This is a genomic window from Chryseobacterium shigense, from assembly GCF_900156575.1.
GTDB classification, from domain to species: Bacteria; Bacteroidota; Bacteroidia; order Flavobacteriales; family Weeksellaceae; genus Chryseobacterium; species Chryseobacterium shigense.
Genome location: NZ_FTNY01000007.1, coordinates 44107 through 70142, shown reverse-complemented (window position 1 = coordinate 70142; position 26036 = coordinate 44107). Strand labels below are relative to the sequence as shown.

At 37.8% G+C, this 26036-nt stretch carries 25 protein-coding genes; 8 read left to right on the top strand and 17 right to left on the bottom strand.

The features are described 5' to 3' along the window. Nucleotides 1-10: 10 nt before the first annotated feature. A complete protein-coding gene (locus BW964_RS20165; protein ID WP_084176062.1) occupies nt 11-1414 on the top strand; it encodes a M28 family peptidase in 1404 nt (467 codons plus the stop codon). A gap of 3 nt (nt 1415-1417) precedes the next feature. Further along, nucleotides 1418-2776 (top strand): M20/M25/M40 family metallo-hydrolase, encoded by a 1359-nt coding sequence (locus tag BW964_RS20160; protein ID WP_076510039.1) that lies wholly within the window; start codon nt 1418-1420, stop codon nt 2774-2776. Nucleotides 2777-2811: 35 nt separating this feature from the next. Here BW964_RS20160 and BW964_RS20155 read toward each other — a convergent pair whose 3' ends face one another. Beyond that, nucleotides 2812-3468 carry a hypothetical protein gene (locus BW964_RS20155; protein ID WP_076510036.1) on the bottom strand — a complete coding sequence of 219 codons (657 nt, stop codon included), beginning with the start codon at nt 3466-3468 and terminating at the stop codon, nt 2812-2814. Nucleotides 3469-3961: 493 nt separating this feature from the next. On the opposite strand from BW964_RS20155, the gene BW964_RS20150 reads away from it, so the two are divergent. After that, entirely contained in the window at nt 3962-4216 is a 255-nt protein-coding gene (locus tag BW964_RS20150; RefSeq protein WP_123911976.1) for a hypothetical protein, read from the top strand. A 491-nt stretch (nt 4217-4707) separates the two neighbouring features. On the opposite strand, the gene BW964_RS20145 is transcribed toward BW964_RS20150, so the two are convergent. From BW964_RS20145 to BW964_RS20125, 5 genes are all read right to left on the bottom strand, one after another. After that, nucleotides 4708-5874 carry a retropepsin-like aspartic protease gene (locus BW964_RS20145; protein WP_076510032.1) on the bottom strand — a complete coding sequence of 389 codons (1167 nt, stop codon included), beginning with the start codon at nt 5872-5874 and terminating at the stop codon, nt 4708-4710. A gap of 141 nt (nt 5875-6015) precedes the next feature. Next, nucleotides 6016-7056 (bottom strand): peptidylprolyl isomerase, encoded by a 1041-nt coding sequence (locus BW964_RS20140; RefSeq protein WP_228432075.1) that lies wholly within the window; start codon nt 7054-7056, stop codon nt 6016-6018. A gap of 81 nt (nt 7057-7137) precedes the next feature. Then, nucleotides 7138-7650, bottom strand: a complete 513-nt coding sequence (locus BW964_RS20135) for an FKBP-type peptidyl-prolyl cis-trans isomerase (protein WP_076510029.1) — start codon at nt 7648-7650, stop codon at nt 7138-7140. 932 nt (nt 7651-8582) lie between these two features. Beyond that, nucleotides 8583-9854, bottom strand: a complete 1272-nt coding sequence (locus BW964_RS20130) for a spondin domain-containing protein (protein WP_084176059.1) — start codon at nt 9852-9854, stop codon at nt 8583-8585. 114 nt (nt 9855-9968) lie between these two features. After that, nucleotides 9969-11042 carry a branched-chain amino acid aminotransferase gene (locus BW964_RS20125; RefSeq protein WP_076510025.1) on the bottom strand — a complete coding sequence of 358 codons (1074 nt, stop codon included), beginning with the start codon at nt 11040-11042 and terminating at the stop codon, nt 9969-9971. Between the two features lie 85 nt (nt 11043-11127). Here BW964_RS20125 and mnmD point away from each other — a divergent pair, with 85 nt between their 5' ends. Continuing rightward, complete coding sequence (gene mnmD / locus BW964_RS20120) at nt 11128-11835, top strand: tRNA (5-methylaminomethyl-2-thiouridine)(34)-methyltransferase MnmC2 (protein WP_076510023.1); 708 nt, start codon at nt 11128-11130, stop codon at nt 11833-11835. 89 nt (nt 11836-11924) lie between these two features. Continuing rightward, nucleotides 11925-12341, top strand: a complete 417-nt coding sequence (locus BW964_RS20115; protein ID WP_076510021.1) for an NUDIX domain-containing protein — start codon at nt 11925-11927, stop codon at nt 12339-12341. Between the two features lie 21 nt (nt 12342-12362). Here the strand turns inward: BW964_RS20115 and BW964_RS20110 are convergent, their stop codons facing one another. After that, nucleotides 12363-13067: a DUF4294 domain-containing protein gene (locus tag BW964_RS20110; protein WP_076510019.1), complete on the bottom strand. Its 705-nt coding sequence runs from the start codon at nt 13065-13067 to the stop codon at nt 12363-12365. 51 nt (nt 13068-13118) lie between these two features. On the opposite strand from BW964_RS20110, the gene chrP reads away from it, so the two are divergent. Beyond that, nucleotides 13119-14192: a chryseobasin maturation metalloprotease ChrP gene (gene chrP / locus BW964_RS20105; RefSeq protein ID WP_076510017.1), complete on the top strand. Its 1074-nt coding sequence runs from the start codon at nt 13119-13121 to the stop codon at nt 14190-14192. A gap of 136 nt (nt 14193-14328) precedes the next feature. Beyond that, a complete protein-coding gene (rpe, locus tag BW964_RS20100; RefSeq protein WP_076510016.1) occupies nt 14329-14979 on the top strand; it encodes a ribulose-phosphate 3-epimerase in 651 nt (216 codons plus the stop codon). 65 nt (nt 14980-15044) lie between these two features. On the opposite strand, the gene BW964_RS20095 is transcribed toward rpe, so the two are convergent. The 4 genes from BW964_RS20095 to chrA all read right to left on the bottom strand — a co-directional run bounded on the left by BW964_RS20095 (nt 15045) and on the right by chrA (nt 17835). Next, complete coding sequence (locus tag BW964_RS20095) at nt 15045-15674, bottom strand: DUF4082 domain-containing protein (protein ID WP_123911975.1); 630 nt, start codon at nt 15672-15674, stop codon at nt 15045-15047. Nucleotides 15675-15996: 322 nt separating this feature from the next. Beyond that, nucleotides 15997-16491 carry a chryseobasin maturation helper ChrI gene (chrI, locus tag BW964_RS20090; protein WP_076510012.1) on the bottom strand — a complete coding sequence of 165 codons (495 nt, stop codon included), beginning with the start codon at nt 16489-16491 and terminating at the stop codon, nt 15997-15999. A gap of 33 nt (nt 16492-16524) precedes the next feature. Continuing rightward, nucleotides 16525-17619: an MNIO family chryseobactin maturase gene (chrH, locus tag BW964_RS20085; protein WP_076510010.1), complete on the bottom strand. Its 1095-nt coding sequence runs from the start codon at nt 17617-17619 to the stop codon at nt 16525-16527. A 3-nt stretch (nt 17620-17622) separates the two neighbouring features. Continuing rightward, complete coding sequence (gene chrA / locus BW964_RS20080; protein WP_076510008.1) at nt 17623-17835, bottom strand: MNIO class RiPP chryseobasin precursor ChrA; 213 nt, start codon at nt 17833-17835, stop codon at nt 17623-17625. A gap of 188 nt (nt 17836-18023) precedes the next feature. On the opposite strand from chrA, the gene BW964_RS20075 reads away from it, so the two are divergent. Beyond that, nucleotides 18024-19868, top strand: a complete 1845-nt coding sequence (locus BW964_RS20075) for an alpha-L-fucosidase (protein ID WP_076510006.1) — start codon at nt 18024-18026, stop codon at nt 19866-19868. A gap of 75 nt (nt 19869-19943) precedes the next feature. Here BW964_RS20075 and BW964_RS20070 read toward each other — a convergent pair whose 3' ends face one another. From BW964_RS20070 to BW964_RS20045, 6 genes are all read right to left on the bottom strand, one after another. Then, on the bottom strand, nt 19944-20360 hold the full coding sequence (locus tag BW964_RS20070) for a nucleoside-diphosphate kinase (RefSeq protein ID WP_034687444.1): 417 nt from the start codon (nt 20358-20360) through the stop codon (nt 19944-19946). Nucleotides 20361-21047: 687 nt separating this feature from the next. Beyond that, the gene (gene rsgA, locus BW964_RS20065) at nt 21048-21974 is read right to left on the bottom strand and encodes a ribosome small subunit-dependent GTPase A (protein ID WP_076510004.1); all 927 of its coding nucleotides are present in this window, start codon (nt 21972-21974) and stop codon (nt 21048-21050) included. A 113-nt stretch (nt 21975-22087) separates the two neighbouring features. Continuing rightward, nucleotides 22088-23170 (bottom strand): chorismate mutase, encoded by a 1083-nt coding sequence (locus BW964_RS20060; protein WP_076510002.1) that lies wholly within the window; start codon nt 23168-23170, stop codon nt 22088-22090. A gap of 435 nt (nt 23171-23605) precedes the next feature. Next, nucleotides 23606-24184 carry a hypothetical protein gene (locus BW964_RS22765; RefSeq protein WP_228432183.1) on the bottom strand — a complete coding sequence of 193 codons (579 nt, stop codon included), beginning with the start codon at nt 24182-24184 and terminating at the stop codon, nt 23606-23608. 32 nt (nt 24185-24216) lie between these two features. Beyond that, entirely contained in the window at nt 24217-25302 is a 1086-nt protein-coding gene (dnaX, locus tag BW964_RS20050; protein ID WP_076510000.1) for a DNA polymerase III subunit gamma/tau, read from the bottom strand. Between the two features lie 99 nt (nt 25303-25401). Then, nucleotides 25402-26031, bottom strand: a complete 630-nt coding sequence (locus BW964_RS20045; protein ID WP_076509998.1) for a TetR/AcrR family transcriptional regulator — start codon at nt 26029-26031, stop codon at nt 25402-25404. Nucleotides 26032-26036 lie beyond the last annotated feature (5 nt).

Here is a 26036-nt window from a genome sequence, read left to right as displayed (position 1 = left end):
TAAATAAAAAATGAAAAAAATCTTCATTATACTTCCACTCTTTTTGAGTGGATTTTTATTTTCTCAAAAAAAGCCAATTAAAAAACCTGCGAAAAAGGTGACTACGGCAAAGTTCAACTACCAGGATGAGTTCAGGAAAATCTCGGACGAGATCATGACCAACGGAACAGCGTACGAAAATCTTGGTGAACTTACCAAAGGGATAGGCCCACGTTTCAGTGCCACTCCCGGATATGCGAAAGCAACAGAATGGGCTGAAAAAAAGCTTAAAGAAGCAGGTGCGGAAAATATATGGAAACAAGATGTCAGAGTGCCGATATGGATCAGAGGAAAGGAATCTCTTCAGATCAAATCTGGTAGCGGCGACTGGAAGAATATCAGAATGCTCTCTTTTGGAAACTCAGAAGGAACGGGAGGTAAAGACCTTACTGCCGAGATTATACTGATTAATGATATAACAGAGCTTAATACCTTGACCTCTTTACAGTTAAAAGATAAAATTGTCTTTGTCAACACGCCTCTGGACCCAAAAGTGATCAATACTGTTGACTCCTATCTCGTTACCGCCAAATCCCGACTGCTTTCTGCTTCGGTCATCGGAAAAAGAGGAGCCAAAGGTCTTATTATCAGATCACTCACGACCGCTTCGGATGATACGCCCCACGCCAAGATGATCTATTATGAACCAGACGATAAAGCAAGAATCCCGGCCGTCACCATTGGGGTACGATCTGCTGACGAACTGGAAAAACTTCTGAAAAAACAGAAAGTAACGGCCAAACTGAATATGTCCGCCGAATCCAAAGGAGAAACCATCAATCAAAATATTATAGGAGAGATTCCCGGCAATAAAGATGCTAAAGTAATCGTTCTGGGAGCTCAGCTCGACTCCTGGGACTTTGCAGAAGGAGCTCACGATGACGGTTCCGGAGTAGTACAGTGCATTGAAGTGTTAAGAGCCTTAAAAGCCCTCGGATTTGCGAATAGCCATACCATAAGGGTTGTCCTGTATGCTAATAGTGAAAACGGTGGCCAGGGAAGAGAAATGTATGCTTCTTATGTAAAAAAGAAAGATGAAAAACATATTTTTGCTTTAGGAACAGATTCCGGAGGTTATTCGCCACGAGGATTTTCATTGGATATGCCGCCTCAAAGGAGAAGGCAGATCTTTGAATGGAAAAATTATTTCCTTCCTTATGGCATTTATGATTTTGATCAAACCTATGCGATACAGGATATTGCCCCTCTTAAAAAACTTGATATTCCGCTGGCAGAGCTTGTGGTAGACACCCAGCGTTATTTTGACTATCATCATTCTGTGGAAGATACCTTTGATAAAGTCAATAAAAGAGAGCTCCTCTTAGGGGCCACAGCAATGACTCAGCTGATTTTCATGATCGATAAAAACTGGTAAACTATGAAAAAGATAATTGGAACTTCATTATTATGCTTAGGAATGGCTGTTTTTGGCCAGTCTAAAGAAGATTCTATACAGTTCAGCAAAATTTCTACAGAAATCCTGAACAATGGAAAAGGCTATACAGAACTCAGGGATTTAAGCAAAAACATTGGTCACCGTCTCAGCGGTTCAGAAGCTTACGAAAAGGCTGTCAAATGGGCAGAACAGAAACTTCACGATGCGGGTGCCGATAAGGTATGGCTGCAGGAAGTGATGGTTCCCGTCTGGACAAGAGGAAAGGAATCTCTTCAAATCAAAACAGCAGATGGAAAATGGAAAAAACTGAAGATGCTTTCTCTTGGGAATTCTGAAGGAACAGGCGGAAAAGATGTATCTGGCGAGATTATTATCGTGAAGTCCATGGAAGAGTACGAGAAGCTTTCTTCAGATCAAGTAAAGGATAAGATCGTGTTCTTTAATTACCCTTTCAGTCAGTCTTTTGTAGAAACATTCAGAGGCTACAGCGATGCAGCAAAATACAGGGTCACTGCAGCTTCCTTAACGGCTAAAAAAGGTGGAAAGTTTGCGATTGTCCGATCACTGTCTTCTGCTTTTGATGATGTTCCTCACACAGGAGGAATGCGTTATGAAGACCAAGTTTTAAAGATTCCGGCGATAGCCATCGGCACTACAACAGCGGACGAACTGGAAGCCCTTTTAAAGAAACAGAAAGTAACGGCTAAACTTAATTCCAACTGTGGTATGAAAGGTGAGAAACTTTCCCACTCTGTTATCGGCGAAATCACAGGAAAAAAAGACCAGAGCGTGATCGTTGTCGGAGGACATCTTGATTCATGGGATGTAGGGGAAGGTGCCCATGATGACGGTGCCGGAATTGTTCAAAGCATTGAGGTTTTGAGAACGTTTAAAAAATTAGGGATTAAAAATAATCATACGATCAGGGTTGTTTGTTTTGCCAATGAAGAAAATGGGGTGAAAGGAGGTATTCAATATGGGAAAACAGCAAAAGAAAAGAACGAGAAACATCTTTTTGCGATAGAATCTGATGCGGGAGGTTTTGCGCCAAGAGGCATCGCACTGGAAATGGATGAGGAAAAAAGAAAGCAGATCAAAAGCTGGACAGGTTTATTTTTACCCTACGGCGTTTACAATTTTGAAGGAAAATATTCCGGGACGGATATTTATCCGCTTCATGATATGGGAGTTCCTACTGCTGAGCTGGTTCCGGATTCTCAGAGGTACTTTGACATCCATCATACGGAAGAAGATACTTTTGAAAAGGTAAACCGCAGAGAGCTTCTTTTAGGTGCTACAGCTATGACCCAGATTATTTATATGATTGATAAGAACTGGTAGTTCTTTAAAAAAATATTTTGTCAGCAAGTAGACTCTTATGAGTGTACTTGTTGATTTTTTTTAAAATTGAAATTTGTAAACCACCCCGTCAAAAATTCTTTGAATTTTTGCCACCCCTCCATGAGAGGGGAATGTGATCCCATCAATTGAATTTCTGTGGTTGAAATGGTATGGTGGTCTATTTCTTTTGTCTTTTTTAGGTTTCTTCTATACTTCCATTTATAAAGAAAATTTTTCCAATAATGCCTTAATCCTCCTCCGGATTCCCAGTTGACATCAAACTTCTCTCCTTCCAAAGAATACCCCGGCTGTGTAATCTTAGCGTGAAGCATCGGCGGATAATCTTTTATTTTATCATGATAATCAAGCTCCCTATTTGATTTTCTGTAATACTGAATTTCAATAATTGTTTCTTTCTGTAGTGCTTTAAAAATATAAAGATTGATATCATACAGGTCCTGATACTCTTTCTTTATGACTCCAATAACAGCATCTAATGGCTGCGGCACTTTATATTTATTAATCTTATTTCTCAGTTTTCTTTTTTTTCGAAAATTTTCTCCGAATTCGTTAAAATCGGAAACAATAAAAGTCAGATGATGAGAAATTTTATTCCAGCATCGGTCTTCTGCCAATTGTATAAGCTGGACCGCACTATTCCGTATATTTCCTTCTAAACTTTCCTGAGTCATGAGTGGTATTTATTTGACATTAAAGCAAATTAAATCTAAAAATACGTTAAAAAATTCACTTTGGCATGATATTCGCAAGCTAAATCATTGAAAAAAAAGTTATTCAAACACAAACGATGATTAAAAGTTGCCGCGGGATTTTCAGTTTCCGCTGGGCCGGATAAAGGCTATTTATCATATTTATATGATCCTTTTTCTTTAGATACCGTATACAACGGAAGAGATAATCCTCTTATCAATTCCATTTACGATGTACCGTGTACGGTGTCATAAAGCTCATGAATCCCTTTCCGGATTCAACACTGCTTTTAATTAAATTTTTCCGGGTAGCGTAAAGCATACCCTGATACTGAACAATCCAACGGCCATTTGATCATGACCTTAGCTAAGTTTTAGCCATGATCCATGTCCTGTTAATTAATAACGGAATAAGTAATTCCGGACCGTTCTATGAAAGGACGGAAAATAAATGTATAACCCTTAAAAAGTGATTATGATGAGAGACTTTTTTGAAATGATTTTTAAGAGAAATGAAGATGCCGCAAAAATGAATATCTGGAGCCTTATGCTCTTGCTAAGTTTTGCCGTTTTTTCCGTACTAGTATATGCCTCAAAACCTAGTTTTAACAGCTTAATAGTATACTTAACCGCATTTGCAGCCTATCTTGGTTTTGGACTTGTATTTATCAGCTCCCTGGCCGGAAAAATGAATTCTTCCCATATGAGGAAGAAATCAAGACACGCATAATTTTAATTTCTATTTTTACTAGAAAACCGTTCACTATTGTTGAACGGTTTTTTTGTTGGCTCATCTTTATAACTTATCCAAAACATCGATTTTTAAAATATTTTTTAACTACAAAAGTTTTTAAACGTTCTACTTGTTTTTAAGATAAATGTACAACGCTCAAGGAATCTACTTAAGCTCTAATGAAAGCCTTTTTATTTCTACTTAAGGATACTTAGTGTTTTCAAGCTTGTATAATTTTAAACTAAAGTACATTAAGGCATTCCATACCTTAAAAACATCGATCTGTTTTGTGATCAGATGAACATAAAAAAAAAAAAAAATCGGTTACATCAGCTTCAATTCCCGGGGAAATCTGAAATTCCCCTCCTGCGGAGGGGTGGCAAAAATTCTTTGAATTTTTGACGGGGTGGTTTAAATTTTCATATTCCACCTCATAAAATATAAGTAACCTGAGAAACGCCTGAACCCTCCCGCTCTCCAACTCCACCCTAAACTCCTAAAAACTCCCTCTTCTCCAGCTTCACCTCCATCTCTTTGCCTTTTCTCATGATCTTTACATTAATGGCGTTCTGCCCACTCTCTACCCTGTTAAGAAAATAATGACAGGCACCATCTTTGTCCAGATGATCAAGATTGACATTATTGATGCTGATGATGGCATCTCCGATTTTCAGTGGAAAACTCTCTTCCTGAAATACAAAAGCAACTGTGGGTTTGGCATCAACAAACCGGTATCCGAAGCCAAAAGACTCAAGCCTGGCAGGTTCGTTTTTGATGCGCTTCATATAGATCTTGTTTCCTGACCAATCGAGGATAAAAATAAAATTTTTAAAGAAATCGTTTCCGATCAGGCTTGTACTTCCGGTAGCGATGATTTCATTTGAAAAGCTCTTATTTCCCAATGACAGATCTGCAGTCCTGAAAATATATCCCGGAGCAGGCTTTCCAGCCCCATATGCCCCAACAGAACTCGTTCCATACACTTCTATGCTCTTCATTGCTTTTTGGGCATCATATGCCTTGTCTGTGACCTTGAGTCTTCCGGAAAATCCGGTATCAAAAGTAAGGTCGATCTTTTTGCCCTGCCAATCGGTTTCTACCACAGGCGTTTTCTGCACTCTCGGACTAAAAGGAATGACAATATCATAATCTTGGGGATTAAACTGAGCCAGGTCTTTTGAAGCTTCCAGTGAATTTTCTGAATAATTGATCTTCCAGAAGAGCTTTGCCATTTGATTAGCCCCCAAAATACCATCGATTTTGAAACAGCTCAGTTCCGAAACACTGAAATCCATCACAACTGCGCCTACGTCTTTGAAAACAGCCTGATCAACAGTCATTTCTGGTAGAATAGTGAAAATTTGTTCGTGTTTATTTTTTTGAGAATCCTTTACCGTACTTTTATGTTTTTTCTCTAATCCCAGTTCAGAATAGACTGCCGTAGAAATAACGGTCGGAGCTCCGGTATCAAAAAGAAAATTATAGGATTTCCCGTTGATGCTTACCTGAACAAAAGGGAGATCATTGGCATATCTAAGATTGATCTTTTCTACAGGATTTTGAAGCTGTACTTCTCCGCTTTTGAAGAATTTTTTCCCCTGAGCGGAAAAAGGGATTGTGGAGAGAATAAGAACGGTATAGAGGATTTTTTTCATGAAATAACTTTACACGAAAATAGGAAAATTTCATTATTGTATTAAAATTAAAACTATCCCATCAATAATTTTGTGCGATTTAGGTTTGGGTTATAAAAAAAGCCGTCCTCACGGACGGCTTTCAATATTTAAAATTTTCAATTACTGTACTTTCACAAGTTCAACATCGAAGATCAACCAGGCGTTTGGTGGGATAACTCCTCCTGCTCCTCTTTCTCCGTACGCCATTGCTGGTGGGATCAATAAAGTAGCTGTTTCACCTTCTTTAAGCAATAGGATTCCTTCATCCCATCCTTTGATTACTCTTCCCATTCCGATTGGAATTTCAATAGGCTCGTTTCTTTTGAATGAAGAATCGAATTCTGTCCCGTCGATTAATTTACCTGCATAGTGTACAGATACATTATCACCAGATTTAGGAGCTTTTGCCCCTTCTACTGTTTTCGTGATCTTGTAAAATAATCCGGATTCAGTTTTTTGCATTCCAGCCTTAAGGTCTTCTACCATTTTCTCCTGGTTCGCTTTGAATTCCTCTTCTTTTTTCTTTTTGTCAGCTTCTTCTTTAGCGATATATGCTTTATTGTTTTCTGCGATTTTAGCTTTTCCTTCTGTGAAAGTTTTTGCTGCATCATAGTTTTTGTAAGCATCTCCTTTACCGAAAACAGAAACTTTTTCTAAAACGATATCTGTTTTAGGCTTGTCCTGAGCTCCTTTTTCTACATTAGCGATTGCATCGATGACATCGTTACCTTTCACTACTTTTCCGAAGATCGTGTGTCTTCCGTCTAACCAAGGAGTAGCGACTTCAGTGATGAAGAACTGAGAACCGTTGGTGTTAGGTCCTGAATTCGCCATAGAAAGGATTCCTTTACCTGTATGCTTAAGATCGTTTTTCTCGTCCTCAAATTTATATCCGGGATCTCCCATTCCAGTTCCCTGAGGATCACCTCCCTGGATCATGAAATCTTTGATCACTCTGTGGAAAATAGTTCCATCATAAAAAGGAACTCCCTTCGCTTTAGCTTTGTTGTCTATTTTCCCTTCTGCAAGACCAATAAAATTGGCTACAGTGACTGGTGCTTTTTTGTCTTCGAACTGCACGATCAGGTTTCCTTTGGAAGTCTGAAGATTTGCATAAAGTCCGTCATTAAGACCTTCGTAAGTTTCTTTGTCTACGTTCATTTTTTTATAGATTGGGGTACAACTCATCAGCGAGATACTTGCCGCTGCCAGAATTATATTCTTGTTAAACAATTTCATTATTTATAGAGCTTTTAATTTTATGATCAATGGTATATCGTTGTCTATATTCTTTTCATCTCCAAAAGTCCCATAGGCCAGTGAAGAAGGGACCAAAAGCGTTACTTCCTCTCCATCATGCATAAAACGCAAAGCATTCTCTACCGCTTTCAGTTCATCAAAATGCCCGAATCTGGCATCTCTTCTTTCAAAAGGTTTATCGTAGATCTTGGTTTCGTCAAAATCATACAGATCGTAGGAATAAGAGATCGGCGTATCATCCGCTCTTCTTGTTCTCTGATCAAAACCTTCAGCAGTTACCCAGTAATTAAGCTGTGTCGGATAATACTTCACAGACTGCCCGGTGATCCAATCCTGAATCTGGCCTCGTTCTATGGTATTCAGATTCTTCATCCTTTCCTTCGAAACATCCAGATCTTTCTGGCTCAATACTCCCCCTACAGGAGGATGTGCCGTGGGTACATTCCGGTTGCAGCTTAACAAACTTACTGCTGATATGAAGAGTAATTTTTTCATAAACTTTTGCGAAAATACGCATTTCGGGGAAATATTGTTCAATAGGTTTTAAAAAAATTTGGAGAAAATGATGAAGTATTTCAGGAGGATGAGATTATGGGAGATTTAAAGATTAAAAAAATTTAACCACAAAAGTTACAAAAGCTTAGAAAACACTTTAGTAATTTTTAAAGTTGAATAGATTGCGCATAGTAAGTACACTTAAGTTCTTATGAAAATCTTTGATTTTCTGCTTTTGTGATCTTATTGTTTTCACGATGGTAAAACTCTTAAAACTGTTCTGAAGTGTTTAACATTAAAAAATTTTGTCTCTTTTGTGGTTGAATTAATGAATTATTTAAAACAAAAAATTTCAGGAGGATGAGATTATGGGAGATTTAAAGATTAAAAAAATTTAACCACAAAAGTCACAAAAGCTTAGAAAACACTTTAGTAATTTTTAAAGTTGAATAGATTGCGCATAGTAAGTACACTTAAGTTCTTATGAAAATCTTTGATTTTCTGCTTTTGTGATCTTATTGTTTTCACGATGGTAAAACTTTAAAACTGTTCTGAAGTGTTTAACATTAAAAAATTTTGTCTCTTTTGTGGTTGAATTAATGAATTATTTAAAACAAAAAATTTCAGAAGGATGAGATTATGGAAGATTTAAAGATTAAAAAAATTTAACCACAAAAGTCACAAAAGCTTAGGAAATACTTTAGTAATTTTTTAAAGTTGAATAGATTGCGCACAGTAAGTACACTTAAGTTCTTATGAAAATCTTTGATTTTCTGCTTTTGTGATCTTATTGTTTTCACGATGATAAAACTTTTAAAACTTTTGAAGTGTTTAACATTAAAAAATTTTGTCTCTTTTGTGGTTGAATTAATGAATTATTTAAAACAAAAAATCACCCCGCAAAGAGGTGATTATATGCTTTGATTGATCTATTACTGGATAGTCACTTTAATCATCTGCGGTACGGCAGGAAGAGTAGTAAACGGATTGGGATTGGCCAATTGCTGTACCGGCTGGCTTTCAGCCTGCGCCGGCTGCGATCCAATATGAGCGCCCGGAAAAGAGCTTTGTAATGTTCCACTATCAAAAAGCCCCATGATAGAAGAGATGTCCCCTCTTGTTGAGCCATCTACGCCGTTATTGACCGATGCAACGAACCAGTCATTAGATTGTCCGTACATCGTTGCCAATGCGATACGATCTCCTTTGCGGGCAGATAGGGATTGTGAAGCTTTGCCACCATTGTTCCCATTTATTTTTGGCTGTAATATGGTTGTTGCCGGATCTTTAAGAACATAAACTTCTTTGACGCCGGATTGGGTTTTCAGAAAAGTGGCCAGAATATCTGCATTTCCCTGTTGGGAAAGCTCCTTAAGCCCATGTCCGCGGTCATTTTCTCCAGTCTTAAAAATAGGATTATCATTACCACTGTATACGACAACCAATACCGGCGAAAATGGAGAATTAGGTCCTGTAATACCCGTAAGATACTGTTCAAGAGCAGTTGTTTTTCCGGTTTCAGCAAGATCTGTCAATCCGTTGGCTGATAATTTACCCGGTGTAAAAATTGGATCTTCTTTTACAATTGTAGTCCCTGAAATATGGGATACTGCCCATACTCCGGCACTGATAGGTGTTTCATTGGCTATCCCCCCTGAGGTATTAGTAATTTTCAAAGTGAACTTGGTTCCTCCGTCATTGGTTAACTCAGCTTTCAGCAATTGGGATGCAGGAACACTTAATGCAATTTCAGCCACATTCTTTATAGGATTTTCCGCTGCCCCCGGATGACCCACTGAGGGGCCTGGAGTTTCATTGACGCGGGTGCCGTTGTCCCAAAGTCTGATCTGTGAAGAAACATTTCCGGTTACCGGATCACCATTGTCCTGATACAATTTTATTCCCGGATTCGCAGGAGCGAAAAACAGATCATTGCTATTTCCGTACATCGCTGCAAAACTTATCGTCTGACCTTTTCCCGCATAAAAGCTAAAAGAAGTAGATTCTCCCGGATTAAGAACAGGTGATGAACCCGCATTCTGGAAAGTTCCGAATTGGGTCAGTGCTTTACTATCAATTATATTTTCTACGGTTATTGTGGCTGAGTCATTTACCGCCTGCTCCGTATCATCATCAGTGCTGCATGAGGAAAAAGCTAAAACGCCGATAACCGAAAGCAGACCAAGAGGTAATTTGAATTTCATCAATTGCATAGTATTCTAAATTTTCTGAAAAATTACCAATATTTAGTGAGAAAATAAAAAAACCGGCAGAATAAATTTCCGCCGGTCCTATTATTGAATCAAATCACGTTAAAATTAAACTGTTTCCAGAACGTCTTTTTCAACGACTACTCTCCATCCGAAAGAGTCTTCGCTCAGGTTGTTCTGAAGATCTGTAAGGTCCTTTTTAAGGATTGCCGCATAGCTTTCCTCATCTGATAATCTTGGAAGTTCAAGTTTTACACCCTCATATCCTAAAGCCTGGAATACGGTAGTTACAACAGCTGTCCCCACTCCCCAAACTTCTTTCAATGTTCCGTTTTTCTGAGCTTCTACAACCGTTTTCACTGCTACAGGCTCTATTTTCACTTCAATTCCTCTTTTCTTGGCCAGTTGGATGAAGCTGTCTCTTGTTACTCCGTCAAGGATTTTTTCAGAGGTTGGTGGCGTATAGATTGTATCGTTAATTCTTACGAATACGTTCATAGTACCACTCTCTTCAAAATATTCGTGAGTAGCATCATCCGTCCAGATAATCTGCTCATATCCTTCTTCTATTGCAAGCTGTGTAGGATAGAAAGAAGCGGCATAGTTACCTGCTGCTTTTGCTGAACCTACTCCTCCATTGGCTGCTCTTGAATAATGATCTGAAATTTTCACAGAAACCGGTTCTGAGTAATAACTTTTCGCTGGGGTAGCAACGATAGCAAACATATATTTATTGGCAACTCTTGCTTTTAAAGCTTCCTCTGTAGCAAAAATCAATGGTCTTATATATAATGACATTCCCTCTCCTTGTGGAATCCAGTTTCTGTCAACGTCCACCAATGCTTTTAATCCGTCTAAAAACATTTCCTCAGTTACTTCAGGCATAGCCAGACGAGTTGCTGATTTGTTGATACGCTCAAAATTCTTTTCTGGCCTGAAAAGGAAAACCTGCCCGTCTTTGTCTTTATAAGCTTTCATACCTTCAAAACAAGCTTGTCCGTAGTTTACCCCCATCATAGCTGGTGTAAATGGTATAGGACCATAAGGAACCAATTTTACATCACCCCATTTTCCATTTTCATACTCACATATCACCATATGGTCAATAAAAGTACTTCCAAATGAAAAATTGTTCGGATCGAATTCCGAAAATCTGGAGTTTTCAGTTTTTTGAATTATCATTTTTAAAAATTTTTACGATGTTCTACAAATTTAACATAATTTTCTAAATATAAAAATTTTGGAGTAAATTTGACAAAAAAATAGCTTGAAAAGAGAGATTAAAACCACAAACGACGGAAGTAAAACATTGTTTATCAATGATTTAAATGAAAACTACCATTCTCATCATGGAGCACTCCAGGAAGCAGAACATGTGTTTATCAAAAATGGATTAAATCAGGTAAATGATTACGAAATTAATATTTTAGAACTCGGTTTTGGAACAGGTTTGAATGTTTTGGTGACAATTAATGAATATTTAAAAACTGACAAAAATCATGTCATCAACTATTTTTCGCTGGAGAAATACCCCATAAATGAATCTGAAATTAATGATCTGGCCTATTTTGAGCATTTTGATAACCCGGAATTCAAAAATATTTATCAAAAAATTCATCAGGCAGACTGGGGAAAACCCGTTGAAATCATTACAGGCTTCAATCTGAAAAAGATCGAATGTGACTTCTTCTCCCTGAAAGACATCGACTTACCCAAAATCAACCTGGTTTATTATGACTGCTTTGGCGCAAGAGTACAACCTGACCTATGGGAAAAACCGTTATTTGAAATGGTTTCCGACAAAATGTCCGTTAACGGTTTATTAACAACCTACTCTTCTAAAGGGAGTGTAAGAAGAATTCTTCAGGATCTCAATTTTAAAGTAGAGAAAAAGCAAGGTCCTCCCGGGAAAAGAGAGATGATGAATGCCGTAAAGATGGAGAATCACAATAACAAGGTAAGCGAGAATAGCTAAGAACGAACAAAGCATAAATGGGCAAGTTTGTCTTTTGGGTTTCGTGTTTTCCACTTATTTCCTTATTTTAGCTATACAAAATAGTACATATGATTGATAAAGTCAACATTAGAGTATATGCATGCGCAGTAAAAGATAAAAAAGTACTGACTCTTTTTGAAGAATATGCAGGAGAACCGCTCATGAAGTTTCCGGGAGGCGGTCTGGAATTTGGGGAAGGACTTCTGGAATGTCTCCACAGAGAATTTGATGAAGAACTGAATGTAAAGATAGAAGTCGTGGAACACCTTTATACCCAGGAAGATTTCCTGGTTTCCCGTTTCAGAGAAAATGAACAGCTGCTTACCATATATTATATAGTCAACATTACGACTGAAGAAGATTTCCTTATTCTCGATCCATGTATTGAGAGAACAGAATGGATAGACATCGATACACCAGATAATCCATTTCCGCTTCCGGTAGATAAAATAGTATTCGATAAATTAAAAGAAAAATTCCTGTAAATAATTACAGGAATTTTATATTTATTTTCTGACTTTAAAATCTGTTGCCCCTGGGTAAGGCTGAAGATAGCCTGAATTCCAGTTGGACTGAAGCAGAGACTCAATAAACTCATCTGTTCTGTTCTTGTGGGGATTGTACTGGTCCTTCAGATCAATATCAGCCATTTTGCCTTTTACATTCCACCAGAAAGCACTCCATCCGCCTCTCAGTTCTTTAATGATCTCGTAGACATTCTTACCGGTTGCTCTGTTCATGAGCTTGGCAAAAACCTGGCCTTCCGTCGTGGTAAGATCTCTCAGTTGCTTTTCATACTGATCAGCAAGCATATTCTGTCTGTCTTTGACAAATTTCCTTTTGGCTTTACTGTCCATATCATTCATATCGGCTTGAATATCTCTGTACTGCTGGAGTGCAGTGACAAACAGCGGATAAACTCTGTTCAGCTTTTTATTCAGGAAATAGTAGTAATTTTTATCCAGTTGGTTATTAAACCTCGGTTTATTCACCAAAACCAGCTCATCCAGCACCACCACCGGCTCGCCGTTAATTTCATAAACCTTCATCTTCTGACGTTCGTCATAATAATATTTATTACCGAACTCATCTACTTTCAATGATTCCGCAGGATATTGATTGAGGGGTTTCGCAACAATAGAATCCTTCTGACCAAAAACACTGACTCCAAAAAAGAAGATAAAAAGACAGACAATCTTACTAAAATTCATTATTTTTACACTTATAATAACAAAAATTAAACGCAAAAATCATTCCTTTTTATGAAATTTGAAAAGAAATCTGTAAAATTTTTAGAAAAATATTTAAACACCTCTTCTCCAACCGGTTACGAACATAAAGGTCAGGAAATCTGGATGGACTACATCAGACCGTATGTAGATACAATAGAAGTGGATCATTATGGAACTTGCTATGGGATAATCAATCCCGAGGCTGAATTTAAAGTAGTGATTGAAGCACATGCTGATGAGATCTCCTGGTACGTGAACTACATTACAGATGACGGATTGATCTATGTTATCCGAAACGGAGGCTCAGATCAGACCATCGCGCCTTCTAAAGTGGTACACATTCATGGTGAAAACGGAATTGTAAAAGGGGTATTCGGATGGCCTGCTATCCATACCCGAACCAATCAGAATGAACCTACTCCTAAAATTGAAAATATCTTTATCGACTGTGGGGCCATTTCCAAGAAAGAAGTGGAGGAAATGGGAATCTATGTAGGATGTATGATCACCTACCCTGACGAATTCTTTGAAATGAATGACCGTTATTTTGTCTGCAGAGCACTGGACAACAGAATCGGAGGTTTCATGATTGCGGAAGTGGCCAGACTATTAAAGGAAAACAAAAAATCGATTCCTTTTGGACTGTATATCACCAATTCAGTACAGGAAGAAGTAGGATTGTATGGCGCTGACATGATCGCAGATACCATTAAGCCCAATATTGCTATCGTAACAGATGTTACCCACGATACCACTACCCCAATGATTGAGAAGAAAAAAGAAGGTGACCAAAAGTGTGGTGACGGACCTGTTGTTTTCTTTGCGCCAAGTATTCATCATACCATCAGGGAGCTCATCATCGATACTGCAAAATCAAAGAAAATCCCCTTCCAGAGAGCGGCCGCCAGCAGAGCTACAGGAACCGATACTGATGCTTTTGCCCATTCGAATGGCGGAGTACCAAGTGCCCTAATTTCTTTACCTTTGCGCTATATGCATACAACGGTAGAAATGGTATCCAAAGAAGATGTCGGCAACGTAATCAAACTGATCTACGAAACCCTTCTGAAGATTAAGCCGGAGATGAAATTGAAGTATCATTAAGAGACGAAAAGACACAAGATACAAGAACCAAGATATAAGATGTGAATGGGCAGCTATTCAAATGTCTCCTACCTTTAAAAAGTCTTGATTCTTGATTCTTGGTTCGTGATTCTAAATATCTAATATAAAAGTAAAAATGAAAACGAAGCTTATTGCTCCTTCCCTTTTATCCGCAGACTTCGGGAATCTGCAAAGAGACATTGAAATGCTGAACAACTCCCAGGCAGACTGGTTCCACATTGATGTGATGGATGGGAGATTCGTTCCCAACATTTCATTTGGTTTTCCTGTGATGAAGACCGTTCAGCAGCATGCTAAAAAATTCGTAGACGTTCATTTGATGATCGTAGAACCGGATCACTATGTGGATGAATTCATCAATCACGGGGCAGACCTTATTTCTGTACATTATGAAGCTTGTACGCACCTTCACAGAACGATCCACCATATCCAGAGCAGAGGAGCAAAAGCTGGCGTAGTTTTGAATCCTTCCACTCCTGTATTGATGCTTGAGGATATCATCGCTGATGTAGATCTTGTACTTTTAATGAGTGTAAATCCAGGATTTGGAGGGCAGAAATTCATTGAAAACACCTACAAAAAGATTGCAGAGACTAAAGATCTTATTCTGAGCAACAATTCAACGGCACTGATCGAAATAGATGGTGGTGTCAATCTTGAAAATGCTTCAAAGCTATTCGAAGCAGGTGCAGATGTTCTTGTTGCCGGAAATGCAGTGTTCTCTGCAGAAAGCCCGGAAAGAACGATTGAATTACTGAAAATATAAAAAGTTAACAATTATTTACAGACTAAAGGCAGCCTATCGGACTGCCTTTAAATTTTTTACAAAAACTACTCTACCTGCTGAAAATTGAAACTCAGATCACCTCCATTGTAGTCCAGCGAAATATTCGTGGGAAAAACCTGCGATGAAGTGCTCAACCAACGGTATTCCAGAAATTTAATATTTCCTGCGGTGATGGGGTATACCGCATTGCTGTTATCAGGTTTGGTCTTTTTATACCAGTCATTCGAATTCATTGTAATCATGTACTTTTTGTCTTTCTCCAGAGGTAATTCTGCAATAGCCTTTGTGAAAAGAGTGTTGGAAGCGGATACATTCATCATTTCTGTCCTCAGCACTGTTTTAGAGGTATAATCCCATATTGTTACTTTTAAATTGGGATTCAGGTCAGGCAACCTGATCGTAATTGCATTGATCTTTCCTTTTACATTCGGTGAAAATACGAGACCAAATTCATAATTTCCTGAATTGATAAAATTAGTGGTCATCGTAAACCCTGCATTTTCATGATATTTAGCTAATGGATTTTCTTCTGCATATACGACAGGCTGAGGAACGGGCTCATCCTCCTCTTTACTGCAGCTTGTGATTAAGAATGCTGAACTCAAGACTACTGCCATACAAAGACTTTTAAGAGATCGGGATCTCACTTTGGAAATAACTTCTAAATGTTTCATTGGTTTTAATTTTAATCATTAATGGCACAAAGATTAAAATAACGGAGAGGTGATGCACCAGGAAAAACACTGTTTTACGATGAGGTATTGCCCTGTTTTTAATGATCCGGCATAATAAAAAAAGAGAAAAAGGCAGCTCCTAAGGGCTGCCTTTCTTCTTGCGGAATTTGAGCTTATGTGGTTATTAGTTTTTTGTTATAAGACTTAATGCTTAAGATTCCTTGTGTTATTACTGACGTAAAATTGCAAATAAAAACACATACGGCGCATCCGTAGAAATACGGAATCTCCATTAAGTATTTCTACTTAATTCCGGAAATCATTACGGCAATTCCTTACGCCAGATACAGGCACAAACCACCAAAACAATACTGATGACCGAGAATACCGTTCTGATCGTATTTAAAAGGTTCCATCTGTTTTCAAAACTTTCACGCATCTGCTTGATAGCTTCTACTGTTGAACTGCTGATATCAAACTTATCCAGCATATCATTTAAAGGAACATTTCCCACAATGGTAACTCCAAATACACCGATCAGATAAGCAGCAGAAGCCAATACAAGAAATATAAAAACAGATGGCTCGCCACGAAGCAGAAAAGTAGTTACAGGAAGCAACACGGCAGTTCCCATAAAGCTCATAAAGAATACGGGATTAAGGATCTCCCGGTTAATGCTCTGCATAGATTTCAGATATTCAGGGTCAGAAAGTTTTCCTAATCCAAGTACAACAGAGCATGAATAGGCATAGAAAAGCCCGGCGATCAAAGCCGTAAGTACGGCAGTAATGAGTAAAAATACCGTTGTCATTTTCATATAGTGTGATTGATTATATAAAGCAAAAAAATCCTAGTAAGGATTCCATTTTTTGATGATTTGCTGTGCGGTTATGATCATTTCTTCATCCCAGTTCTCCGGTTTGAAATACTGAAACCCTTCATCCTTAACTTTTGCGACATCACTTTCATCAAATAACATCTTTGTCAATCTTGTCTGTTCATTATAGAATACCAGATCTTCTAAAGGTTTTGAATCCTCTTCAATCCTTCTTTTCCAGACTTTCTTCCCTTCAGATCGATCTTCAGAATTACTGATCATTTCTTTCACCCGATTAAAATCAGCAAAAAAGGAAAGTTTGTCCGATTCAGCACTTAATGTATGCCCAAGCCTTTCGATAATGACATACTCAAGGTTTTGACATTGGGATAAAACTTCAGGTAACAGATCTAATATTTCATCGGGAATCCGGTCATCATGAGTGTCCCTCCGGATTGGTTTCTTTGCATAAGCACTTTCCTGCCAGCTTCCTCCGGAAAGGTGGATTTCTTTCACTTTCTCCAGTGGATACAATTGTATAATTTCCTGCATCCCAACTTCAAAATTGCATGACTGACAGTAAATATTATGGAGATCTAAAATAAGAAAACCATTGATATCTTCTACGAGTTGATCCAGAAACACCCCCTGCTCTTTCACATCATCCATGGAAAATGAAAAAGCAAGATTTTCTACTCCAACCGGGACCTCCACAGCATCCTGAAGTCTTTTAAGTCTATCTTTCCCAATCTGAAGAGTTTTGGAATGCATCGGGACCGGTAAAGGAACGCCCTGATGAAAATTTTCAGTATTCATAAAACCGAAATGTTCCGTGATATGATTGTATTTTCTTTGACTGCATTCTTTTTTCAATTTTTCAAGCCAGACTTCCTGTCTTGCGGTCCATCTGGCATCAAAAAGGGAATAATAAACGCCATGTCCCAAAAGACGGCTATTTTGTGCATAAAAATCCAGTAATCCGGAGAGCCATTCCGGCTCATTTACATCATAGAAGGTGTCAAAAGACCATTCCAAAACATCCACAGAATTATTCTGCAGAAGAGGAAGTATTGCGGAAACAAAATCGGCTTCCGGCATCATTGCCAATCCCAGAAAAGGTCTTCTCATAACCTATCCCATTCCACAAGCCGGGCAACCACCACCCGATCTGAAAATCGTATCTTTTTTAGGGACAAACTTAGTATCGGCAGTCTTCACAGACTTAGGAGATTCGGCTTTTTTACTTTTACTGATCGGCTTCTTTACTTTTTTAACAGGCTTTGTAGTCTGCGCCGATACACTTACAGCCAATAAACTGGCCATTACTAATGCTGGAATTTTCATATTCTTTTTTTTAATGAACTTACAATAAGTATTCCATTCATAATTATGCTAAAAATACAACAATTTCTGAGAGAAAATTTTAAAATATAAAGTTCTGGTTGATATTTTAATACGAAAGCTTAGAATCACTCTAATTATTCTAAAATATAATATCCTTTATTTATATTTAGCGTCAAATTATAAGAAGCATGAAGAACAGATTAATCAAAGCTATTTTCTTAGGATTGATAGCATCATCATATACCATTAATGCACAGACCGGATCATCAGACAACAGCAAAATGGAATGGTTTAAAAATGCTAAACTTGGTATTTTCATCCACTGGGGCATTTACTCTGTAGACGGAATCTCTGAATCCTGGTCGTTCTTCAACAATTATATTAACCATGAGAATTATATGAAACAGCTGAACGGATTTTCAGCTTCCCGATATGATCCCGATGAATGGACTGACCTGATCAAAAAGTCCGGTGCTCAGTATGCGGTAATAACCACCAAACATCATGACGGCGTTTCACTCTGGAACTCAAAAGCCGAAAAAGCAGTAACGATACCTACTCATTCTTTAGCAAAAAAGGATGTTTTAACTCCTTTTGTGAGCAGTCTTAAAAAATCAGGACTGAAAACAGGACTTTACTTTTCTCTTCCGGACTGGAGCCACCCTTATTATGATATTCATACACGAACAAAAAAACGATATGAAATTAAAAATGATCCGACGCGATGGGAACGGTATATTAATTATTATCAAACCCAGCTCAGCGAGCTTTCTTCGCAATATCATCCGGACCTGTTATGGTTTGACGGGGATTGGGAACATTCTTCCGAGGAATGGAAAGCTCCGCAAACTTTAGATATTTTAAAGAAATATAATCCCGGAATCATTATCAATTCAAGGCTAAACAACCACGGAGATTACGATACTCCGGAACAGGGAATTCCTGTGGTAAGTCCACAAAGCCAATATTGGGAACTCTGCTATACGATGAACGATTCGTGGGGATATCAGCCTGATGATCATCATTATAAAACGCCCAATATGATCGTGAGAACTTTGGCAGATGTGATCAGCATGGGAGGCAACTTACTTCTGGACATAGGGCCAAAACCCGATGGTACCATTCCTGAAAAACAGGTTGAGATTTTAAAAAATCTGGGAAGATGGACCTCAAAAAACAAAGAAGCTATCTATGGAACCACCCGAGGTCTTTCATTTGAAAATTTTAAAGGGAAATCTTCTGTTTCGGGAACAAAAAAATCTATATTTCTGTATCTTGATGAAGCTAAGGATTTCGTGAAGGTATATGGTTTGGCTAATAAACCGGATGCGGTAAAAATTGTCGGTGATCATAATGCTAAGGTTCGTTTCAACTTAGGAAATGACGGCACCGTGACTATTGATTTATCTAAGGTCTCATTTGATCAGGATGTTACCACAGTGGAGCTTGCCTTCAAAAATACCCCTGTTCTACTGGAAAATTTTAAAAAAGACCCAAAAGTTCTCAGAACTATTCTTGAAAACAAAAGTACACGAATGGCAGCCTATGATATAGCAGACCTTCTTCACAGCGGAAATAATGTTCTGAATGGCTCGGGCCTTACCAGCGACGGCCAGGAAATGAAGATTCCCCAAACCGCCAAAACCAATCCTGAAACCCTGCAATGGATCAGCAAACACGCGGAAGCATTATACGAAACCGGAAAAGGATTACCTGAAGGACATTATCCGGGAATGAGTGCACTGTCAAAAGACAGACAAACCGTCTATCTTTTTGTAGAAGGAATTCCTACAGGCCCGGTTGCTTTAAAAGGAATAAAAAATAATATTTCAAGAATCAGAATAGTGGGTGAAGGATCTATTATCAGCCATTCTATTTATAACAAACTGTACTGGAGCGATACGCCTGGAATTATCTATATAGATGTTCCCAAGGAAAGGCTTGACAAAAATATGACCGTAATTGCTGTATTACTTGATCATCCTGTAGAATTATACAGGGAAAAGGTTGGGGCCATAGAAAACAACCTATAAAATATTATTTCAAGACATTTTGGCACAAAAAAACCAGAGAAAATTCTCTGGTTTTATATTTTTAAAGATATTTTCTTAGAAAATCTCTCTTCCTGAAAAATGGAACTGAGCTTCGATAAGAGCGTTCTCGTCAGAATCTGAACCGTGAACCGCATTTTCTCCGATGCTTCTTGCAAACATTTTTCTGATTGTACCTTCCGCTGCTTCTGCAGGATTTGTAGCACCGATCAATGTTCTGAAGTCTTCAACTGCATTGTCTTTTTCTAAAACAGCAGCTACGATAGGACCTGAACTCATGAATTCTACCAATTCTCCATAAAATGGTCTTTCAGCATGTACTTCATAGAATTTTTTAGCATCAGCTACAGTAAGCTGAGTTAATTTTAAAGCTTTGATCTTAAAACCTCCTTCAGCGATCTTACCTAATATAGCACCGATATGTCCGTCTGCTACTGCATCAGGCTTAATCATAGTGAATGTAATGTTAGACATAAATGTATATTTTTTTAATGGCGCAAAATTACAAAAAATATCTTTGATTTTTATTTTAATTTTTTTTTAACATAAAAATAACTTTTATTAACAATGGCGTAAAAATTTTTGGCACAGAAATTGTTAATTCTATTACGATTCTCATGTTTAATTTGAGTTTTCATGGTTATTAGTTTTTACCCAGCTTCGGCTGGGTTTTTTATTTGTAAAAAAACGACCAATAAATTATGAATTTGATAATATTTCAAACCCATTAAAATCATATTAATACGCTATTGCTTCTAATTCAATCAATGAAATAAAATTATTTTTTCAATATTTTTTCAATTTTAATTTTTGAGAATAACGGGTGTGACCAAAAAAATCTTATCTGGCAGAAAATACGAAGACAAAAAGTGGAGTTATTGTAGTGTGAAACTATTTTTGTGATTAAAAATCCGGATTTTTTTTAAAATATTTTTTTTTCAGAAGCAATTTCAGATATTGGATTTTTAGGGAAAGAAATAATAAAATTTTTAATTTGGAGAATACTGCTCATCTTTAAATTTCCTGGCAAAAATTCTTAGAAGAATAGTTTGAATTACATAAGAAAAAATTTTTTTCCAAACTAAGGACAGGAAAACACCTCAGATTAATGATTTTAATCCGGCAACATGAATAAAGTCTGATTTTAAAATTGGAATATTCTTATTGTTTGGCAGCTTCTTCAGCCTCTTCCATCAATTTTATATAGTTTGCATAGCGGGAATACTGAATCTCTCCAGTTTCAAGAGCGTCAAGAACGGCACATTTAGGTTCATTAATATGAAGACAGTTGTGAAATTTACATTCTTCCCTTTTTTTGAAAATCTCAGGGAAATAATGCTGTACCTCTTCTTTTTCAATGTCAATCATGGCAAACTCACGTACCCCTGGGGTATCGATAACATTCCCCCCAAAATCCCAGAAGTGCATCTGCGCAAAAGTTGTCGTATGTTTTCCTTTGAGGTGGGAGTCTGAAATTTCAGAAGTTTTTAAATTTAAGCCGGGCTGTAACGCATTCACCAATGTAGATTTCCCACATCCTGAATGTCCAAAAAACACAGAGGTTTTATCCTTAAGAAGATCCTGAAGCTGGTCAAAGTTCAGTTTGGAATAGGATGAAGTTTCTAAAGTCTCATACCCTATTTCCTGATAAAGGAATTCGATATCCTTAACCAATTCTATTTCTTCTTCGTTCAGAACATCAATTTTATTGAATAAGAGCAAAGGCTTAATATTATACGCTTCACAACAAGCCAGAAATCTGTCCAGGAATCCGAGTGAAGTTTCCGGATGTTTAAGGGTAAAGATGAAGCAAGCCAGATCTATATTAGAGGCAATGATATGGGCTTCTTTTGAAAGGTTAACGGATTTTCTGATCAGGTAATTGGTACGTGGTTCTATTTTGGTGATCCAGGCCACATCATCCTGCTCTAACTGAAATTCCACAAAATCTCCTACAGCAAGCGGATTGGTAAGTCTTGTCTTGATGAGTTTGAATTTGCCGCGGATTCTGGCTTCGAAAATTGTATTGGTTTCGAATTCCATGACCTGATACCAGCTGCCTGTAGATTTAATGATTTTTCCTTTCATATGATAATTGGCTGCAAAGATAAGCAATTAGGGCTTAGGATTTCGGTATCTGAGTAAACTCTTCCCTATTTCCTAAGCCCTATTGCTGATTGGCTATCGGTATTGACTATGATTTATTGTCTGTCAATCATAATACTGTTCTGTACTTCAATAGATTCTTCATGAATGGCTTTGAAAACTTTCTCAATAAATTCATGAGACATTCCGGTTTCCTTCGCTTTTTGGTTAGCGTATTCTGTAATTACTTTCCATCTTTCAGGCTGGAAGATCGCGATATCATTCTCTTTTTTAAGCTTACCGATCTTTTCAGAGATCTTCATTCTTTGGGAAAGAAGTTCGATCAACTGGAAGTCAAGATCGGAGATAAGGGTTCTGTGTCTTCCCATTTCATTATCAAAACCTGCCAGTCCTGAATTTCTTACTTTCAGGTTGCCGATCAGTTCTGCCAATACTTCCGGAGTGATCTGCTGTGAAGCATCGCTCCATGCTTCATCAGGATTGCAGTGGGATTCAATGATGGCTCCCTGGTATCCTACGTTTAATGCTTCCTGAGTAATGTCTGCAAGACCTGTTCTGTTTCCACAGATGTGAGAAGGGTCTATCAGCATTGGAATATTGGGAAACTGGCTTTTGAAATCAAGGGCAATCTGCCAGTTCGGGTTATTTCTGTATTTTGTTTTCTGGTAGGTTGAAAATCCTCTGTGGATTGCTCCCAGGTTTTTAATATCCTGTCCTAAAAGCCTTTCCAGAGCACCGATCCATAAAGCAAGATCCGGGTTTACAGGGTTTTTTACGAATACTGGTTTATCTGTTCCTCTTAAAGCCATCGCAATTTCCTGAACGGTAAACGGGTTTACCGTAGAACGTGCCCCAATCCAAAGAACATCTACATCTGCTTCCAGGGCAGCAAATACGTGGTGCGCATTGGCTACTTCTGTAGCGGTCTTAAATCCGTATTCTTCTTTTACTTTTTTCAGCCAGTTTAAACCGATAACTCCTACTCCTTCGAAACCGTTTGGTTTGGTACGGGGCTTCCAGATTCCTGCACGGAAAACAGAGACGTTAGCATTGGTTTCTCTTATTCTTTTAGCGGTTTCAAGCATCTGAGCTTCACTTTCCGCACTGCATGGTCCTGCGATCATTAATGGCTGAGAAAGCTCATTGATCCACTCGTTTTTTACATCTATTAAATTCATATTTTTAAATTTATTGTTTTTTTTATTTTTCAGATTAACAGCAATAGTCCTTTCATTATAAAATTTACTTTATAATTCTTTTCAAAAAATGCCGTTCAAAAATGGTTTAAAGGAATCAGGAAAATAAAAGGACTTTAATTCTCCTGTATTTTTTGGAAAGAAATTCAGTTAGCAGTACCAATAAAATCGATAATACGTTCTGAAATTTCTATAATAGAAAGCAGAAAAACTAAAATAACCGCTAAAGTAATTAGCGGGTGCAAAATGAGACAGATATGGGAGTAATAATTTTTCCACTTGAGTTCTGAAACTTCTGTTTGTTTAGCTTTTTAAATCTAATTTGTTTTTGTCAAAAAGTTATTTTTCACAAAATTATTTGACAAAGATATAAAAAAACTCAGTCTGACAAAAAAAAATTGTGATAAATACAAAAACTTATGTCAGATCAAACTTCATGAGATCGTCAAGATCCTTTAAAATTGGATTTTTTTCAATAAATTTTTCGAATATTTTTCTTTTGGTAACAACTTCAATCTTGAGGCTATCAAAGTCGCGCTGGTAATCTACTTCAATGGCATGGTTGTGAACCTTTGTCTTGAAATGATTAAAGAATTCTCCGGCGATTTTATCAAATTCCACCTTGGCAGAATCTGAAGGGTACAAAACTTTAATGGTATTTTCTCCAGATTTGATCAGCTTAAATGCTTTTACCGCATTGAAAATAAAACTGCTTCGTTTCTGAAGCTGCTTCAGCATAAGGTTCCATTCCATCTGCAGATCTGTTTCCGTAAAATGGTTTTTGGGAAGGCTTTCTGTTTTTACCGCTACCGTTTCTTCTTTTACTTCTTTTTCTTCCTTGTTCAGGAAAGAATTGATGCTAAAGCCTGAAGAGATCCCCTGCCTTGACAGCGGTTTGGTTGTTTTCACGGTAGTTTCCTGAATGGTTTCAGGCTGAGCAGGCTGTTCTGCCTGTACTGCTTTTTTCTCCGGAGCTTTTTCCGGAACGATCCTCACTTCCTGTTTCTCACTGAGAAACGGGGCCAGTATTAGGAACTTTTTTTTTTAGTATCGCCTAAATTAGCTGTCAGGGAGGACAGCTGCATTAAAGCAATTTCGACTGTAAGTCTTGGATTCTTGGAGTTTTTATAATTGATATCCGCATGGTTGCAGATCTCTACGCCGTCGATGAGCTGCTGGGCATTCCATTTCTGGCTTTGCTCTACAAATTTCACCTTGGTCCTCTCCCCGACTTCAATAAGTTCAATGGTTCTTGCATTCTGGGCCATCATCAGATCTCTGAAATGATTTCCTAATCCTGCAATGAAGATATGGGGATCAAAACCTTTTTTGACAATATCATTAAATGCAAAAAGGACTTCGGGAATTTTATTCTCCTTGGCAAGGTCCACAATATTGAGGTACTGGTCGTAATCCAGAATATTGAGAACTTCGGCAGCTTTGGCCAGTGTGATGTTTTTCTGGGAAAAAGTAGAAAGCCGGTCGAAAATGGAAAGTGCATCTCTTAAAGCACCGTCCGCTTTCTGTGCAATCAGATAAAGCGCATCGTCTTCATACTGGATATTTTCTTTCTGAGCGATGTTTCTTAAATGTCCCTGAATATCTTCTATTGTAATTCTCTTGAAGTCATAAATCTGGCAACGTGAGAGAATGGTAGGAATTATTTTGTGCTTCTCTGTAGTCGCCAAAATAAAAATAGCGTGAGCGGGTGGCTCTTCCAGTGTTTTAAGAAAAGCATTGAAGGCTGCAGAAGACAGCATGTGCACCTCATCGATAATATAGACTTTATATTTACCTACCTGAGGCGCAAAGCGGACTTGATCTATCAGTTCCCTGATATCATCCACGGAATTGTTGGACGCCGCATCCAGTTCATAGATGTTGTAGGCGAAACCGTCTTCTGAAACAGAACCATCCTTTTCATTGATCTTTCTGGCAAGAATTCTTGCACAGGTAGTTTTGCCTACCCCTCGTGGACCACAGAAAAGTAAGGCCTGAGCCAGCTGATTTTCTTCAATAGCGTGTTCCAGCGTATCTGTAATGTGAGATTGCCCTACGACAGTGTCAAACTGTTGGGGGCGATATTTTCTTGCAGATACGATAAAATTTTCCATTGGTCAAAAATAAGAAATATAGTTTTAATCTGAAAATTAAAAGTTTTCAAATTATCAACAAAAAATTTATTTTCGGTAAAATTGGAAAACTTTTAATCATTATTTTTTTTGGTAGGCAAATTCTATCAGATCCACAATGGCCTTTTCTATCTCAGATCTTCCTTCCTCACTCTTCATATCAAGACCACAAAACTCACTTGCGTTATAGGCAGGATAAAGGTTCAGATAATACGCTCCGGAAACGATCAAAGCAATAATTGCTCTGAATCTCTTTGCTCCGTCTCCGAAATAAGGATCGGTAACATTTCCGAATAAATCGGCTCCTACCGCTTCTCTCTGTTCTACTAATTTTCTAAGTATCGGTTTGCTTTCAGAAAGTTCCCAAAGAATAATTTTTTGAAGTTCTTTATTTTTCTTCAGGTTTTCAAATTGCATAAGGATTCCCTGAGTCAGGGCTTCTTTACCTTTAGAAGATTCCTGTTCTTCTTTAATATCCGGACTGAATTTACTCCAATAATCCTGAGATCTTATATATTCGTCAATAAGCTTATCGGTACTTCCAAAGTACTCATAGATCAGCTTTTTATCGAAACCGGCTACTGCAGCGATCTTACTTACTTTAAGACCTGAGTATCCTTTTACTCTCAAGATTTTACCAACTGCTGCAAGCAATTTTTGTTTTGTTTTTTCTTTGTCCCTGATGGGCCCTTGCACTACTTTTCTAGGCATAATTT

Excerpts from the sequence above, each read along its gene's own strand:
- BW964_RS20165 (WP_084176062.1), top strand. The coding sequence starts at position 11 with ATGAAAAAAATCTTCATTATACTTCCACTCTTTTTGAGTGGATTTTTA.
- BW964_RS20160 (WP_076510039.1), top strand. The coding sequence starts at position 1,418 with ATGAAAAAGATAATTGGAACTTCATTATTATGCTTAGGAATGGCTGTT.
- BW964_RS20155 (WP_076510036.1), bottom strand. The coding sequence starts at position 3,468 with ATGACTCAGGAAAGTTTAGAAGGAAATATACGGAATAGTGCGGTCCAG.
- BW964_RS20150 (WP_123911976.1), top strand. The coding sequence starts at position 3,962 with ATGATGAGAGACTTTTTTGAAATGATTTTTAAGAGAAATGAAGATGCC.
- BW964_RS20145 (WP_076510032.1), bottom strand. The coding sequence starts at position 5,874 with ATGAAAAAAATCCTCTATACCGTTCTTATTCTCTCCACAATCCCTTTT.
- BW964_RS20140 (WP_228432075.1), bottom strand. The coding sequence starts at position 7,056 with ATGAACGTAGACAAAGAAACTTACGAAGGTCTTAATGACGGACTTTAT.
- BW964_RS20135 (WP_076510029.1), bottom strand. The coding sequence starts at position 7,650 with ATGAAAAAATTACTCTTCATATCAGCAGTAAGTTTGTTAAGCTGCAAC.
- BW964_RS20130 (WP_084176059.1), bottom strand. The coding sequence starts at position 9,854 with ATGAAATTCAAATTACCTCTTGGTCTGCTTTCGGTTATCGGCGTTTTA.
- BW964_RS20125 (WP_076510025.1), bottom strand. The coding sequence starts at position 11,042 with ATGATAATTCAAAAAACTGAAAACTCCAGATTTTCGGAATTCGATCCG.
- BW964_RS20115 (WP_076510021.1), top strand. The coding sequence starts at position 11,925 with ATGATTGATAAAGTCAACATTAGAGTATATGCATGCGCAGTAAAAGAT.
- BW964_RS20110 (WP_076510019.1), bottom strand. The coding sequence starts at position 13,067 with ATGAATTTTAGTAAGATTGTCTGTCTTTTTATCTTCTTTTTTGGAGTC.
- chrP (WP_076510017.1), top strand. The coding sequence starts at position 13,119 with ATGAAATTTGAAAAGAAATCTGTAAAATTTTTAGAAAAATATTTAAAC.
- rpe (WP_076510016.1), top strand. The coding sequence starts at position 14,329 with ATGAAAACGAAGCTTATTGCTCCTTCCCTTTTATCCGCAGACTTCGGG.
- BW964_RS20095 (WP_123911975.1), bottom strand. The coding sequence starts at position 15,674 with ATGAAACATTTAGAAGTTATTTCCAAAGTGAGATCCCGATCTCTTAAA.
- chrI (WP_076510012.1), bottom strand. The coding sequence starts at position 16,491 with ATGAAAATGACAACGGTATTTTTACTCATTACTGCCGTACTTACGGCT.
- chrH (WP_076510010.1), bottom strand. The coding sequence starts at position 17,619 with ATGAGAAGACCTTTTCTGGGATTGGCAATGATGCCGGAAGCCGATTTT.
- chrA (WP_076510008.1), bottom strand. The coding sequence starts at position 17,835 with ATGAAAATTCCAGCATTAGTAATGGCCAGTTTATTGGCTGTAAGTGTA.
- BW964_RS20075 (WP_076510006.1), top strand. The coding sequence starts at position 18,024 with ATGAAGAACAGATTAATCAAAGCTATTTTCTTAGGATTGATAGCATCA.
- BW964_RS20070 (WP_034687444.1), bottom strand. The coding sequence starts at position 20,360 with ATGTCTAACATTACATTCACTATGATTAAGCCTGATGCAGTAGCAGAC.
- rsgA (WP_076510004.1), bottom strand. The coding sequence starts at position 21,974 with ATGAAAGGAAAAATCATTAAATCTACAGGCAGCTGGTATCAGGTCATG.
- BW964_RS20060 (WP_076510002.1), bottom strand. The coding sequence starts at position 23,170 with ATGAATTTAATAGATGTAAAAAACGAGTGGATCAATGAGCTTTCTCAG.
- dnaX (WP_076510000.1), bottom strand. The coding sequence starts at position 25,302 with ATGGAAAATTTTATCGTATCTGCAAGAAAATATCGCCCCCAACAGTTT.
- BW964_RS20045 (WP_076509998.1), bottom strand. The coding sequence starts at position 26,031 with ATGCCTAGAAAAGTAGTGCAAGGGCCCATCAGGGACAAAGAAAAAACA.